This window comes from Acinetobacter geminorum, from assembly GCF_013009345.1.
Lineage (GTDB): Bacteria > Pseudomonadota > Gammaproteobacteria > Pseudomonadales > Moraxellaceae > Acinetobacter > Acinetobacter geminorum.
In genome coordinates this window covers 76,457-90,431 of the sequence record NZ_JABELE010000016.1, presented here as the reverse complement: position 1 = coordinate 90,431, position 13,975 = coordinate 76,457, and the positions used below count along the sequence as shown (strand labels likewise).

Here is a 13,975-nt window from a genome sequence, read left to right as displayed (position 1 = left end):
ACCCATGTGAGAGTAAGTCATCGCCAGCTCATTATTCCAAACACCCCCATTCCTATGAATGGGGGTGTTGCTTTTTGTATGAGAAAAATGTTTTAAGAGCTTATTCTTGGCTCAACTGTTTCAAAGTAGAGTTTTTATGGATAAGAAAAGCGTCAAATTAAGGCGTTGAGAACTGTATAAGCATGTTATTGCTACTCAAAATTCACTATGCTATAGAGTGAAAATAGATTTCTAATAGTATTATGGAAGAAAAACCTTATATCAGAGCCATAAAGCTGAAAGCTCCAGAGGGCTTGGACTGGGCCAGTTATCCCTATGTTATTCCAGCAGTAAATGATTTGGAAAATATTGAATTTCATCCTGATGTTACATTTTTTGTTGGGGAAAATGGTTCAGGCAAGTCCACTATTCTCGAAGCGTTGGCACTGGCATTAGGCTTTTCGGAAGAAGGCGGGACACGCAATGTTCAACTGAATACGGCTACCACTAGTTCTGTTTTGTATCAATCTCTGCGCACAATAAAAAGCTATAAAAAGCCTCAGGACTATTATTTTTTAAGGGCCGAAAGTTTTTATAACGTGGCAACTTATATGAAAGAAATAGATTATCTGGCGGGTTACGGTGGAGATATACATACGCGTTCTCATGGGGAGGGGTTTTTAAAGCTATTAACCATGAAGTTAAAAGGACAAGGTTTATATCTTTTGGATGAACCGGAAGCCGCTTTATCGCCAACCATGCTGATGACAACGCTATCAGTCCTAGATCGTTTATGTCGGGCACAATCCCAATTTATTATTGCAACACATTCCCCTATCCTTTTGGCGTACCCAAATGCAAAAATTTACCAGTTTTCGGAATCGGGAATTGAACAGGTGAGCTATGAAGAAACTGAACATTTCCGAGTAACAAAGGATTTTTTGAATAATTACCAAAAGAGATTAGCGCAAATTCTGGATGAGCAATAAGGAGTAGAAGATTAATGCTTGTTTACTCGTTATTTTTTGGTCATGATGCATTGAGTTAAAAGGGTCATTTACTTTTATTTTTTATACTTAAAATATTGAAAAATATTTATTTTTTATAATTTTTATCTTTACTGCTTTTCTCCTAATTCCACAAGTCTATAATGATTCAGAATCATTCCAAATCTAATAAGGATATAACATGTCTACCGATCAGCAATTCCCAATACCCAATAATTTAGGTATCGCAGTTTATTCAAATAATGCAGAAGCTATTGGTAATACTCCTTTAGTTCGTATCAATCGTTTAATTAAAACTGGTGCAACTGTATTAGCGAAAGTAGAAAGTCGTAATCCTGCCTTTTCTGTGAAATGCCGTATTGGAGCTGCACTTATTGCAGATGCAGAAAAGCGTGGTGTGTTAAAAGAAGGCATGCATATTATTGAACCAACCAGTGGTAACACGGGGATTGCGTTGGCTTTCGTTGCAGCGGCTAAGGGTTACCCAATTACTTTAACTATGCCTGCAAGCATGAGTCTTGAGCGTAGAAAAGTGTTAAAAGCACTCGGTGCCAATTTAGTTTTAACTGAACCAGCGAAAGGGATGAAAGGTGCAGTTGATGAAGCTGTGCGATTAGCAGCTGAACAACCAGATGTTTATTTCCTACCTCAGCAATTTGAAAATCCAGCCAATCCACAAATCCATGTAGATACAACTGGTCCTGAAATTTGGCAAGCAACAGGTGGACAAGTCGATATTTTGGTTGCGGGTGTAGGTACTGGTGGCACAATTACTGGTATTTCTCGTTATTTCGAACAAGTTCAAAATAAACCTTTGTATTCTGTAGCCGTTGAACCTGCTGAGTCTCCAATTATTACTCAAACTAGAAATGGTGAGAATATTACACCTGCACCACATAAAATTCAGGGAATTGGTGCGAACTTTATTCCAAAGAATCTTGATTTAGATCTTGTTGATGAAGTCCTACCAATAACTAGTGAAGAAGCAATTCAGTGGGCAAGAAATTGTGCAACGCAGGAAGGCATTTTAGTGGGTATTTCAAGTGGAGCAGCTTTGGCTGCGGCTGCTAAAATTGCAGAACGTCCTGAAAATGCTGATAAAACAATAGTTGTTATTCTGCCAGACAGTGGGGAACGTTATTTATCTTCTGTTTTATTTGAAGGTTTATTTGACGAATAAAATTAACTATATAAAAAAGCCCATTAATAGATGGGCTTTTTTATTCGAACTTAATTTATAATGCACTTTTTAAAGTTTTCTGATGACGTTTCACAGATCGAGCATATTTTTTTGCTTTGTGTCGGGTCCAGAAGCTTCGCTCATATCCAGTCGGTCCCACATTATAATAAGCTGTTGCTTTGAACCAACTATCAGCTGACTGATAATAGTGATTCAAAATATAAGCCCCACATTGGATATTAGTAGGTTCATCATACAAATTCCCAGCACAAGTTTGTTGCCAATAACTCGGAATAATTTGAGTTAAACCGACAGCACCAGTAGGAGAGCGAGCATTACTATTGTAACTAGACTCTTGCCTGATGACTGCTGCGAGTAAAAGAGGGGGGACATTATATTGGTCAGCACTTTGAATAATCATTGGCGATAGCCGATTGGCTGTGCTCGCTGGAACAGAATAAGCTTTTTGTAAGCCTGATGAGAGCTTATTAGAGCGCCAAGAAAATGAGCCACTGTTAGGTCCTAAGCTTGTACACCCTGTCATTATTGTCATCAATGCAATAATAAAAAATTTGAGGCTAAGGCGGTGTAATTGTGATGGTCCAAAATGATCTTGAGCTAAAGATGAGGTAAGCAAAATACAAAACCAATAATCAAATTTTAAATGAAATGATGGTATTCAGCCGTACTTATCAGATCAATATAAGTTCTGTTGCTCAGCACATCTAGAAAGTAAGAATTTTGTATAATTGAAATGAAAAAACCCCGACATCCTGTCGAGGTTTCTTCGTATTCAGCTTTATGTAGCTAACTCCTGTCAACTACCGCTTCCTGCGTTCTTATTCTTCTTCAATGAGACATCCTGTCTCTCTATGATTTATATACTATGAAAAAATACTAAAGCTGAATATCCGAAAATCACCGCAAGTTTTGTACGCTTTAACTTACAGACGTGCTTTTTCAACTTTCTTAAATATGATGTCGACTAGTTTCTGGGCTATAGGAGCACAAATCAATACACTTGGGAAAGCTAATATCCATGCAATAATCCAAGCTGATACCCATAATGAAACGAAGTGATGATTTAGCCCTACAACCTTGAAAGTTGAAATACCTGAAACTATAAAAGACATCATTCCCGATAAAATTAAGAGGAATAAAAGTTTCTGTGCTTTCACGGCCTTATATTCCTTGATAAGCACTTAAGGTCAATGCAAAATTTTCTCCAAATTGTTGAGCGGTTTTAATATCTCCTTCATCAAAACCAGCTGCATTACTGCCATGTTCAGCTTGAGCCATTAAGCCTGACCATGAACCGAGACGGTTAGCTGCTTTTGCATAGGCAACACCTTGATGTTGTTCTGGCAGAATTGGATTGCCAATCCAGAGCATACCGTGTTGCATACAAAAGGTAAAAATGGAAATTAGCGTGGATTGTTTATCACCAGCAGGAAGAGATGAAACGGTAAATCCAGCCGCTAATTTTCCTTTAAAACTTTGTTTTTTCCATAATGGACCAGTTGCATCCATGAGTTGTTTTAACTTGGAGGATACACCACCTAAATAAGTGGGGGTTCCCCAAATTAAGCCCTCATATTGGATAAGAATTTCTGGGCTGTTGATAATATCTTCGGTATTGAGTAAATCTACTTCAATATCTTGATGGCTCAAAATACCAGTTTGAATTTGCTGAGCAATAAATTGGGTGTGGCCTTGGCGGCTATGGTAAATGATGGCAACAGTTTTCATGAGCAGTCTCCTCTTTATTTAAATTTGAAATAGTTTTGCAGTGAGATATAAGCCATAGCCAAAAACACTATGGTTTATTAAACTTTTTAGACAGTTCAAAAAAGGATGAGGTGTTTTTGATGAAGCAAAGCCACTACCCATCGCAGGTTGCATAATAAAAAATGGAATGAGAATGGTGACTACACCAAACATTAGAGCTGAGTAAAACTGAGGATGGCTAAGCCAAGTTGAACCAATAATGAAAAGAAAACTCAATGCAAAGATAATCCCAGCACTATAGTGAGCAATCCAACCCAATAAATATTCGCCCTTAAGTTGAGGGCTTTTTGCAATAGATTGATGGATGAGTTTCCCTTGAAATATCCAACCAACCCAGCGGCCGAGGAAGGCAAAATTTAAGGTCGGAATTTTGAACATCTTTAATATTAATAGCCATATATCCATAACGACGGTTGCACCAATACCAAGACATAAAGCTTGAAAGAACAAAATAGAGGTATTCATTTTTACACCTTGCTTTTATACGTATGAAACGTGATAAATTTATTGTGCAAATTCAAGTTCACTTGAAGTCAAGAGGCTATTATGGATATTGGTGAAGTTTCTAAAAAGGCAAAAGTCACAACGGCTACACTACGTTTTTATGAAGAGAAGGGATTAATTAAATCGATAGGGCGGCAAGGCTTACGTCGACAATATGGCAAGCAGGTCATTGATCAATTGGCATTAATCTCTTTAGGTCGTGCTGCGGGTTTTTCTTTAAATGAGATCGCCACAATGTTTGGACAAGATGGTAAGCCTGAGCTTGATCGGCAAAAATTAAAAGATAAAGCTGAACAATTAGAGCAAATGGCAAAACGATTGCATTTTATCAGCCAAGGATTAGAACATGCTGCTGTATGTCCTGCTGAAAATCATATGGAATGTCCAACTTTCCAAAAATTTTTAAAAGCAGCAATTGCTGGAGAATATCAGCCAACAAAACTTTAATCAGTTCTCAGCGAAGAGGTCGAATTTTTAAGATTGTATTAAATAGTTAGTCTTGTCATATTTTCGCCATAAAGATTTCATCTTTTTGAAGTAAAAACTTCATATAAGCTTGATTAAATTTGCTTAATTTTTTACCAACTGTATAAAACCATGAGCAAAAAAACATTCGCAGTATTATTATGCTGCGCCAGTTTAGGATTGGCGGCATGTAATGATGATAACGACCAAGAACAAAATTCACCTAATGAAAAAGTTACTGAACCGACCTTAATTTCTTTTGCCAAATTACCTGTAGAAACTTATGCGGCTGGCCCAGACTCTGGGGCATATGTGAAAGGTGCAAATGGAATTTATCCTCCATTTAAGGGTCAACCTGTACAAGGCTTTTCTGCTGCATTAAAAAATGAAGATGGCAGTTATATGGCAATGGCCGATAACGGTTTTGGCACTCAAGATAATTCATCAGACTTTTTACTTCGTATTTATAAAATAAAGCCTGATTTCAAAACTAAAACTAAAGGCACGAGCCAAGTTACTGTACAAAGCTTTATTCAGCTGCGTGATCCGAACAAATTAATTCCATTTAATATCGTGAATGGTGATACAGCTGAGCGTTTATTAACGGGTGCTGATTTTGACCCAGAGTCGATGCAGCGTACTAGTGACGGGACCTACTGGATTGGAGATGAGTTTGGACCTTATTTACTTCATTTTTCAGCAGATGGCGTGTTATTAGATGCGCCGATTGCTCTGCCAAATCCGTTAAATCCGACTCAAGAATTACGTTCACCACAAAATCAATTTAATAAAGCGCAAATTAATTTTGTAGAACCTCTAGTTCAGCAAAGTGGTGGTTTTGAAGGAATGGCAATTTCACCAGATGGACAGTATCTTTACCCACTTATAGAAAAGCCAATTAAGTCAATTCGAGAAACAGAAAGACAATTATTGATTTCTCAATTTGATGTGAAGAAAAAAGCGTATACAGGAAAATATTATTGGTTCCAGTTAGACAGTAAGGCAACCAATATTGGTGACTTCCAACTCTTTAATGATAAGGAAGGCATTATTATTGAACGTGATGCAACGCAGAATAATTTAGGCGGCTATAAAAAATTAATTCGTATTAAATTGAATGAGTCAGGCCAGCTAGTAAGCCGTGAAGACTTAGTCGATTTAATTAAAATTGCTAACCCGAATATGCTGTATGGCACAGCTAGAGCAGGTGATATTGGTACGGGACAGGTTTTTGCTTTCCCATTTGAAACCATTGAAGATGTGATTATTGAAAATGGCACAACGCTGACGGTTTTCAATGATAATAATTTCCCTGGTTCTACAGGACGTAACGCAAAACTAGCTGACGATAACGAGATTATTCAAATTCGTTTGCCAAAAGCTTTGTTCTAAGCTCTATAAATAAAAACTAAAACTGCGGCGGATTTTATTCCGCCGTATTTAATCTAAGAATAAAATATTGAGTAAACTTTAATCAAATTAATTTCTATATTGTTGTTTTCGCATGTTTTATAAACAGGGAAAATGAATGAAATTCATGTTAAAATGATCGGCTTTCATCTTTAGATGTCTCTCCTTCATCTGCTAGCCGAGATTCGCAAGCCATGTCTACTGCCTACACCATGCAAACTGCGCCAAAAGCGTTGTTTGATTACGACAAATATTGGGCGTCGTGTTTTGAACCCGCACCATTTTTGCCGATGTCACGAGAAGAAATGGACCAACTCGGCTGGGATGCTTGTGACTTTATTTTAGTCTGTGGTGATGCTTATATTGACCATCCATCATTTGTATCGGGTGTGATTGGACGTGTGCTTGAGGCACAAGGTTTTCGTGTCGGAATTATTGCACAGCCAGACTGGACCAATGTTGAAAGCTTCCGCGTTTTAGGTAAGCCTACCATTGCTTGGGGTGTGACAGCAGGTAATATGGATTCGATGATCAACCGTTATACGGCAGATCGTAAAATTCGTTCAGATGATGCTTACTCTCCAAACAATGAGCCGAACAAACGTCCTGACCGTGCAGCAACGGTATATTGCCAGCGTTGTCGAGAAGCTTTCCCTGATGTACCTGTGTTATTGGGGGGTATTGAAGGCAGTTTACGCCGTATTGCCCACTACGATTATTGGTCAGATAAAGTCCGTCGTTCGATTTTGATGGACTCAAAAGCCGATTTGCTCATGTATGGTAATGGTGAGCGTGCCATTATTGATGTGATGCATCGTTTGGCTAAAGGTGAAAAAATCCACGAGATTACTGATGTTCGTGGTACGGCATTTATTATTAATAAACATAACAAGGCATCAAAAGCAAAGTTTGTTGAAGTTGCGAGTAATGATGTAGATACGGTTGGGCGTGTTGATCCAATTATTAACCCATATGTCATGACAGAAGATATTGACGGCTGTGAGGTTGAGAAAGAAAAGGGTAACTCTTTAGCTCAGTATCAAAATTTCCAAAAAGAGATTGTTGCAAATCCGATTGTGCGTGAAGGTGACAAACTTGATGATGACACTCAAATCGTTCAATTAAAGCCAGCACCGTCAAAAGCAATTAAACACAAATTACCACCACGAGAGTTGGCGGTTATTCGCTTACCTTCCTTTGAAGAAGTGGCAAATGATCAAGTGCTTTATGCACATGCAAACCGTATTTTGCACCTTGAAACCAACCCCGGTAATGCCCGTGCGTTGGTGCAGCGCCATGGTGAACGAGATGTGTGGATTAACCCTCCTCCAATTCCTCTAACCACTGAGGAAATGGATTATGTGTTTGATTTACCTTATGCACGTTTGCCACATCCTACTTATGGTGATGCTCGTTTCCCTGCATTTGATATGATCAAATTCTCGGTCAACATTATGCGTGGCTGTTTTGGCGGCTGTACGTTCTGTTCGATTACAGAACATGAAGGTCGTATTATCCAAAACCGTTCGGAAGATTCGATTTTACGTGAGATTGAAAAAATCCGTGATACAGCACCAAACTTTACCGGCATTATTTCAGACTTAGGTGGTCCAACAGCAAACATGTACCGTTTGCACTGTAAAGATCCAGAAATTGAGAAGAACTGCCGTAAACCTTCTTGTGTTTATCCGGGTGTTTGTCAAAACTTACATACCGATCACGCGCCTTTAGTGCAGCTTTATCGTAAAGCGCGCGCTATTAAAGGTGTGAAGAAGATTCTGATTGGTTCAGGCTTACGTTATGACCTTGCGGTACTAAACCCTGAATATGTGAAAGAGTTAGTACAACATCACGTTGGTGGTTATTTAAAAATTGCTCCTGAACATACCGAACAAGGCCCGTTATCTAAGATGATGAAACCGGGTATTGGTACGTATGATCGTTTCAAACAAATGTTTGACCGTTTCAGTAAAGAAGCAGGAAAAGAGCAATATTTAATTCCTTACTTTATTGCTGCGCATCCGGGTACTTCAGATTATGACATGATGCACCTTGCAATTTGGTTGAAAAAGAATGGTTTCCGTGCCGATCAGGTACAGACTTTCTATCCATCGCCAATGGCAACTGCAACAACCATGTATTATTCGGGTAAAAACCCGCTTGCTAAAGTAGCTCGCTATACTGAAAAAGTTGATATTGTAAAAGGTGAAAAACGCCGTCGTCTGCATAAAGCTTTCTTGCGTTATCATGATCCAAACAACTGGCCATTACTTCGTGAGGCCTTAAAAGAGATGGGGCGTGCAGATTTAATTGGTAATTCGAAGCAGCATTTAATTCCGACTTATCAGCCAAAAGGCACAGAAGGGGAATATAAGTCTGCTCGTAAGAAAAATTCGTCTACAGCAGGTGATTCGGTTAAACGAAATAACCAGCAAACGAATAATCATTCGAATCAGAAGCGTCCACAAAAAGGACAGGTTCTAACGCAACATAATGGTTTGCCTCCTCGTGAAACAGGAGAAAAAAGACCGTTTGGTGGGAAAAGTAAACCAAAGTCAAAAGCACGTGGATAATGATAAAAAAGGCTCTTAAACAGAGCCTTTTTTGTTTTTCATGACTCTATTTAAATCGTATAGTGAGATTTTTGAGGATTTAAAGTACAAAAACGTAACGAATAATGAGAAATAGCCAAAATCTGACGAGCTGCACTTGATTGTTGTTGACTCTATGATTATAAATAATGTGAGGGTGGCTAAATTTAAGCCAAGCTTGATAACTACAAGTGAAATTACTAAGTGAACCTTTTAAAAAACGGCTGTGTCGTTATCAATTAAAACAAAGTGTGATCTAGCAAAATCATTATAAAAAACTTAAAGGATTAGGCCCATGTATTATTTAATCACGATCTTATTACTATTTCTGGTTGTTGTTATGGCAGTGAAAAGTCTGTCACGAAGGCATCAACATGATAGTGCTTTAAAGCGCCGTGCAGTGTTAACTAGTCATGAGCAAATGACATTAACCAGACTACAAACAGTTTTACCTAAATTTACCGTGTTGGCACATGTATCCTTTGATGCATTATTAACTACAAAATATGCGCATACACGTCGAAAATATCAAAATATGGCAGCTGATTTTGTTGTACTTGATCAAAATTATCAGGTGGTTGTAGTCGTTGTTCTGGGGGAAAACGGTTTACGCCGAGCGCATCAACAATATGAACGTCGTTTATTACAACTGGCTGGCTATCGTGTGTTGCATTATAGCGCTGTGCCTGATTATCATGACTTAAGAAGAGATTTATTGAGTCCAGAATCAGAGCTGGCAACTTTACATGCGACACCGCAGCTAGAAAGAATGTCAAACGCTTTTGTGAAGTCTTAGACGCTATGCCTAGATGTCATAGCAATTTAATTTTAGGACTCATTAAAGAAGATTTGAATAAAATGCTGAAATTAAAACTTCTAAAAACATAAAAAAACTGAGCACTATCCTAATCAATATTGCTCAGTTTTTTATTGATTAAAATCAATGAAAATTATGGAAGGACCGCAACAACCGTCATTTCTACAAGCACGTCTGGCGCATAGAGTTTGGATTCTACACATGTACGTGCTGGTGGGTTCCCTTCGCTAATCCATGCATCCCAAACCGCATTCATTGCTGCATAATCTTTTTCAATATCTTTTAAAAAAATCATGACAGAAAGGATATGGGTTTTATCTGTTCCAGCTTCTGCCAATAGGCGGTCAATATTATCTAAAGTTTGTTGAGTCTGTCCTGTAACATCTACGCTTGTATCATCTGCGAGTTGCCCAGCTAAGTGTACCAAATTACCTGAAGTCGCAACTTCGCAGTAGCGTGAAGTAACGTGTAAACGCTTTACCGTCATAAAATGCTCTAATGTGGTTTTATTTAATAGTTTTGATTTTATGAAGAGTTGCTAGGTCGGTGCAAGCAAGTCGAAAAGAATTTCAGTAGATTATTGTGATGAAAGGATATCTAAGCCATGTATCAGAAGAGCCCTGCAATATTCGGATTTGGTCGTCACGCCAATCACAGGACGATATGCCGAAAGTAAAGGTTGCTTTGGCATGTTGCAAATACATGGGTAATGAATATGCGTTGATTAGGTTACTCTAAAGTTTCAGTAAAAGGGAGTCTATTTTGTTTAAAGTTTGCTCTTTTGGGTGAAAAGTAGTCAATTACCAAAGGTTAAGCTGGAAGTCGTCTGCTTGCGTCTGTAATTGATAAACGCCTATACCAATCAGGCGAAACTGGAAATGTTCGGGAATCTGCATTTCATTTAATAATAAAAATAAAACTTGAATTAAGTCTTGTAGTGACTGGATAGGCCTTTTAAAGCTTTTACTATGTTGTAAAGTCTGAAAATTCTTGAGCTTAAGTTTGATATTTACACCACGTGCATTGAGCTGTTTTCTCTCTAGTGTTTGCCATACTTTTTCGGCTAATCCCTGCCAATAGGGCTGGCATTGAGCCAAAGTAAAATCACTGTCAAAAGTTGTCTCTTTCGAAATTTGTTGTCGAGCTCTTTCAGCTTGAACAGGTCTATGGTCAATGCCCTGAGCATATAGATAGAGTTGTTGTCCATATTTACCAAAGTGGTGAACTAAAACAGCTTCTTCAACTTTCTGTAAATCACCTAAGGTATGTAACTGAAGCTGTTGTAATTTCTCCTGAGTGACTTTACCCACACCAGGAATCTTTTTAAGTGGAAGGTCTTGAATAAAAGTAGCAACTTGCGAAGGTTTGATTACACATAAGCCATTAGGTTTGTTCCAATCCGAAGCAATTTTTGCCAAAAACTTATTTGGTGCCACACCTGCCGACGCGGTCAATCCGGTTAATCTAAAAATATCTTCCCGAATATGCATGGCAACTTCGGTTGCACTCGCAATCTGTTTTAGGTTTTCAGTGACATCTAAATAAGCTTCATCTAAAGATAAAGGCTCAATAAGTAGCGTATATTGCTGAAAGATCGAGTGAATTTGAGCGGAGACCGTACGGTATTTTTCAAAATTTGGTTCAATAATGACAACTTGAGGGCATAGTTTTCTTGCCTGACTCATCGACATGGCAGAACGTAAACCAAATTCACGGGCAGGGTAGGAGGCAGCAGCAATCACAGCTCGCGGATGATGCGAAGAAATAACGACGGGGAGATGCTTTAGATCAGGACGCTCTCGCAATTCGACCGATGCATAAAAGGCATCCATATCGATATGAATGATTTTGCGCATATTATTGTGCTTTCACGATGCCTTGCTGCTGTAAAAATTGATGCCATTCTTTGACTGAACCCTCATAAACATTTAAGTCTACTGGCTTTGTCATGCCTTCAATTTTACCCTGATTACTATGCTGCCAAAAGAGCCATTTTCTTTTGTCTTTCAGCTCAGGTTTTCCTTCGTAATCTCTGACCCAAAGCGGTGTATTAGGGAAACTTCCTATTAATACAATGTGGTAAAAAGTTTTGGAAATATAAAAGATAGGTTGTTTGCCATAATGCTGTTTTAAGCGATCATGCATGATGCCTATTTCTTTAAGTAATTGTTCTTTGGTGTGTGCATTAATACAGTTACCGTCATATTCTAGATCGATAACAGGAGGAAGGGCATCGGCTTTGTTGGGTACAGTCTCAATAAAGTTATCAGCTTGCGTTTTACCATCACGGCATAGACGATAAAAGTGATAAGCACCTACATGAAACCCATGTTCGCGTGCCTTGAGCCAATTTTCCTGAAATTTTGAATCTTTGTAATCGCCGCCTTCAGTCGCTTTTAAATAGACGAATTGGAATTTTTCCGGTGATATTTTTTTCCAGTTAACATCACCTTGATGATGAGAAACATCGAACCCTTGCACCGGATAATCCTGCGCAACGGCTTTTTGTTGATAGAACAGACCAAAATAAGCTAAGACTCCCATAACACAAGCTAAGCCAATTCCGATTAGGGTATTGTGCCGTGATGTGAAAAAAGTTTTAGCCAGTTTGCTCATTCAAAACTCGTTAAAATTTGAAGTCGACATCATAGCGTGATTCGCGAGCGAGAAACTATGCTAAAAATGCAACTGCTTATACAGACGTATCCTTTGGAATTTGCCAGAAAATAAATGCAGTAATGACATTGATACAACCGAGACAAATGAGAGTGACATGAAACGCTGTTGTCACGTGATCTGCACCATAATAATTAGTAAAAATATTAATGAGGGTACCTGCCAGTGCTACACCAATACTCATTGATAGCATCATGATCATCGACAAGAAACTATTACCGCTACTCGCATCTTGTTGAGGCAAGTCTTTCAAGGTTAATGTATTCATGCCAACAAATTGCAGTGAATTTAATGTGCCAAATAAGAAAAAGTGCAAGGCTCTAAACCAGGTTGGAGTATCGACGGTCATGATTGCAAAAGAGGCAATACATAGCCCAACTAATGTTGTGTTAATAAGTAAAAAACGTCGGTAGCCAATTTTTTGAATAATAGGTCTGACAATTGGCTTTGAAAATAATGAGCCCAAGACCAATGGAATCATCATTAAACCTGCAATAAAGGGTTCAAAACCAAAAGCGACCTGTAGCATGAGTGGTAAAACAAAAGGTAAGGCATTCCCACCAAAGCGAGCAAAGAAATTACCTAAAATACCAATCGCATAAATTTTGTTTCTAAAGAGTCGGCTACGAAATAATGCATTTTGATGAGTATGTGAATGATAGGCATACCAAAGCGTTGCGATTATTCCGACGACTAATAATGAAATGCTAAACCATTTTGAATATTCAGGTGAGGCTAGATGTTCGATCCCTAAAGACCATCCGATCATGGCTACAACTAACAAGATGAAGCCACCCAAATCAAATGTTTTGACTGAGGGTTCCTTTACATTTGGCATGACTTTCAATGTCATTAATATGCCAAGTATGCCCATAGGAATATTGATGAGAAAAATCCAGTGCCAAGTTGCAACTTCAACCAACCATCCGCCCAAAGTTGGACCAGCCAAAGGCCCGAGTAAACCTGCAAGGCTCATTAAGCTCATTGCAGCTAAGAACTGAGTTCGAGGAATAATTTTTAAAAGTGATAATCGGCCAACAGGAAGTAGTAAGGCGCCGCCTATGCCTTGGATGACTCGGAAAAATAAGAGCTCATTGAGACTCTGAGAAAGACCACAACCTAAAGAAGCCAGAGTAAAGATTACGATTGCCGACAAGAAAATATTTCTAACACCAAAGCGGTCTGCTAACCATCCACTTAGAGGAATGCAGGCAGCAACCGATAATACATAGGCCACCACTACACTATGCATGCGTAAAGGATCTTCATTTAGATGATGAGCCATCGCAGGAATAGCAGTATTTACAATGGTTGTGTCCAAGGCCTGCATAAAAAAGCCAATAGAAACCAAAAGAACGAGTAGTCGATATTCAGGTTGCAAAGCTTGGTGTGTTGGCGTGGCATTCATAACATTTGAAAATTAACCTTTTGGTCTAGTGTAAAACAAATTGAATTTAAAAGAAGCGAAACTAATAAGAAGCCTATTAGGGTGTAATCCACATGGAAATGTCATCAGAATTAAATGGTGTGCTTATAAATTAATCAATTTAAAATAAAC

At 38.5% G+C, this 13,975-nt stretch carries 14 protein-coding genes and 1 pseudogene; 7 read left to right on the top strand and 8 right to left on the bottom strand.

The window, feature by feature from the left end; all coding sequences use genetic code 11:
- Positions 1-242: 242 nt before the first annotated feature.
- On the top strand, positions 243-968 hold the full coding sequence (locus tag HJG58_RS15130; protein WP_170249533.1) for an AAA family ATPase: 726 nt from the start codon (positions 243-245) through the stop codon (positions 966-968).
- A gap of 199 nt (positions 969-1,167) precedes the next feature.
- A complete protein-coding gene (gene cysK, locus HJG58_RS15125; RefSeq protein WP_170249532.1) occupies positions 1,168-2,166 on the top strand; it encodes a cysteine synthase A in 999 nt (332 codons plus the stop codon).
- A 55-nt stretch (positions 2,167-2,221) separates the two neighbouring features.
- On the opposite strand, the gene HJG58_RS15120 is transcribed toward cysK, so the two are convergent.
- The 4 genes from HJG58_RS15120 to HJG58_RS15105 all read right to left on the bottom strand — a co-directional run bounded on the left by HJG58_RS15120 (position 2,222) and on the right by HJG58_RS15105 (position 4,419).
- Complete coding sequence (locus HJG58_RS15120) at positions 2,222-2,803, bottom strand: lytic transglycosylase domain-containing protein (RefSeq protein ID WP_171545310.1); 582 nt, start codon at positions 2,801-2,803, stop codon at positions 2,222-2,224.
- A gap of 307 nt (positions 2,804-3,110) precedes the next feature.
- Positions 3,111-3,344, bottom strand: coding sequence for a DUF2798 domain-containing protein (locus tag HJG58_RS15115; RefSeq protein ID WP_086398721.1), 234 nt, complete (start codon positions 3,342-3,344; stop codon positions 3,111-3,113).
- 4 nt (positions 3,345-3,348) lie between these two features.
- Entirely contained in the window at positions 3,349-3,915 is a 567-nt protein-coding gene (locus HJG58_RS15110) for a flavodoxin family protein (RefSeq protein WP_130174268.1), read from the bottom strand.
- A gap of 18 nt (positions 3,916-3,933) precedes the next feature.
- The gene (locus HJG58_RS15105; protein ID WP_170249531.1) at positions 3,934-4,419 is read right to left on the bottom strand and encodes a DUF2938 domain-containing protein; all 486 of its coding nucleotides are present in this window, start codon (positions 4,417-4,419) and stop codon (positions 3,934-3,936) included.
- 81 nt (positions 4,420-4,500) lie between these two features.
- Between HJG58_RS15105 and HJG58_RS15100 the strand changes: the two genes are divergently transcribed.
- From HJG58_RS15100 to HJG58_RS15085, 4 genes are all read left to right on the top strand, one after another.
- Positions 4,501-4,905 (top strand): helix-turn-helix domain-containing protein, encoded by a 405-nt coding sequence (locus HJG58_RS15100; protein WP_170249530.1) that lies wholly within the window; start codon positions 4,501-4,503, stop codon positions 4,903-4,905.
- 150 nt (positions 4,906-5,055) lie between these two features.
- The gene (locus HJG58_RS15095) at positions 5,056-6,315 is read left to right on the top strand and encodes an esterase-like activity of phytase family protein (RefSeq protein WP_170249529.1); all 1,260 of its coding nucleotides are present in this window, start codon (positions 5,056-5,058) and stop codon (positions 6,313-6,315) included.
- Between the two features lie 212 nt (positions 6,316-6,527).
- Entirely contained in the window at positions 6,528-8,906 is a 2,379-nt protein-coding gene (locus tag HJG58_RS15090) for a YgiQ family radical SAM protein (RefSeq protein WP_057077470.1), read from the top strand.
- A gap of 313 nt (positions 8,907-9,219) precedes the next feature.
- Entirely contained in the window at positions 9,220-9,720 is a 501-nt protein-coding gene (locus HJG58_RS15085) for a DUF2726 domain-containing protein (RefSeq protein WP_170249528.1), read from the top strand.
- A gap of 154 nt (positions 9,721-9,874) precedes the next feature.
- Here the strand turns inward: HJG58_RS15085 and HJG58_RS15080 are convergent, their stop codons facing one another.
- On the bottom strand, positions 9,875-10,228 hold the full coding sequence (locus HJG58_RS15080; RefSeq protein WP_170249527.1) for a RidA family protein: 354 nt from the start codon (positions 10,226-10,228) through the stop codon (positions 9,875-9,877).
- A gap of 192 nt (positions 10,229-10,420) precedes the next feature.
- Here HJG58_RS15080 and HJG58_RS15075 point away from each other — a divergent pair.
- A pseudogene (locus tag HJG58_RS15075) lies at positions 10,421-10,537 on the top strand (hypothetical protein).
- A gap of 4 nt (positions 10,538-10,541) precedes the next feature.
- Here HJG58_RS15075 and dinB read toward each other — a convergent pair.
- The 3 genes from dinB to mdtD all read right to left on the bottom strand — a co-directional run bounded on the left by dinB (position 10,542) and on the right by mdtD (position 13,825).
- Positions 10,542-11,597, bottom strand: a complete 1,056-nt coding sequence (gene dinB / locus HJG58_RS15070) for a DNA polymerase IV (RefSeq protein ID WP_133482118.1) — start codon at positions 11,595-11,597, stop codon at positions 10,542-10,544.
- A 1-nt stretch (position 11,598) separates the two neighbouring features.
- Positions 11,599-12,357: a glycoside hydrolase family 25 protein gene (locus HJG58_RS15065; protein ID WP_170249526.1), complete on the bottom strand. Its 759-nt coding sequence runs from the start codon at positions 12,355-12,357 to the stop codon at positions 11,599-11,601.
- Between the two features lie 76 nt (positions 12,358-12,433).
- Positions 12,434-13,825 carry a multidrug transporter subunit MdtD gene (gene mdtD, locus HJG58_RS15060; RefSeq protein ID WP_032070649.1) on the bottom strand — a complete coding sequence of 464 codons (1,392 nt, stop codon included), beginning with the start codon at positions 13,823-13,825 and terminating at the stop codon, positions 12,434-12,436.
- Between the last annotated feature and the right edge of the window lie 150 nt (positions 13,826-13,975).

Excerpts from the sequence above, each read along its gene's own strand:
- HJG58_RS15130 (WP_170249533.1), top strand. The coding sequence starts at position 243 with ATGGAAGAAAAACCTTATATCAGAGCCATAAAGCTGAAAGCTCCAGAG.
- cysK (WP_170249532.1), top strand. The coding sequence starts at position 1,168 with ATGTCTACCGATCAGCAATTCCCAATACCCAATAATTTAGGTATCGCA.
- HJG58_RS15110 (WP_130174268.1), bottom strand. The coding sequence starts at position 3,915 with ATGAAAACTGTTGCCATCATTTACCATAGCCGCCAAGGCCACACCCAA.
- HJG58_RS15105 (WP_170249531.1), bottom strand. The coding sequence starts at position 4,419 with ATGAATACCTCTATTTTGTTCTTTCAAGCTTTATGTCTTGGTATTGGT.
- HJG58_RS15100 (WP_170249530.1), top strand. The coding sequence starts at position 4,501 with ATGGATATTGGTGAAGTTTCTAAAAAGGCAAAAGTCACAACGGCTACA.
- HJG58_RS15095 (WP_170249529.1), top strand. The coding sequence starts at position 5,056 with ATGAGCAAAAAAACATTCGCAGTATTATTATGCTGCGCCAGTTTAGGA.
- HJG58_RS15090 (WP_057077470.1), top strand. The coding sequence starts at position 6,528 with ATGTCTACTGCCTACACCATGCAAACTGCGCCAAAAGCGTTGTTTGAT.
- HJG58_RS15085 (WP_170249528.1), top strand. The coding sequence starts at position 9,220 with ATGTATTATTTAATCACGATCTTATTACTATTTCTGGTTGTTGTTATG.
- HJG58_RS15080 (WP_170249527.1), bottom strand. The coding sequence starts at position 10,228 with ATGACGGTAAAGCGTTTACACGTTACTTCACGCTACTGCGAAGTTGCG.
- dinB (WP_133482118.1), bottom strand. The coding sequence starts at position 11,597 with ATGCGCAAAATCATTCATATCGATATGGATGCCTTTTATGCATCGGTC.
- HJG58_RS15065 (WP_170249526.1), bottom strand. The coding sequence starts at position 12,357 with ATGAGCAAACTGGCTAAAACTTTTTTCACATCACGGCACAATACCCTA.
- mdtD (WP_032070649.1), bottom strand. The coding sequence starts at position 13,825 with ATGAATGCCACGCCAACACACCAAGCTTTGCAACCTGAATATCGACTA.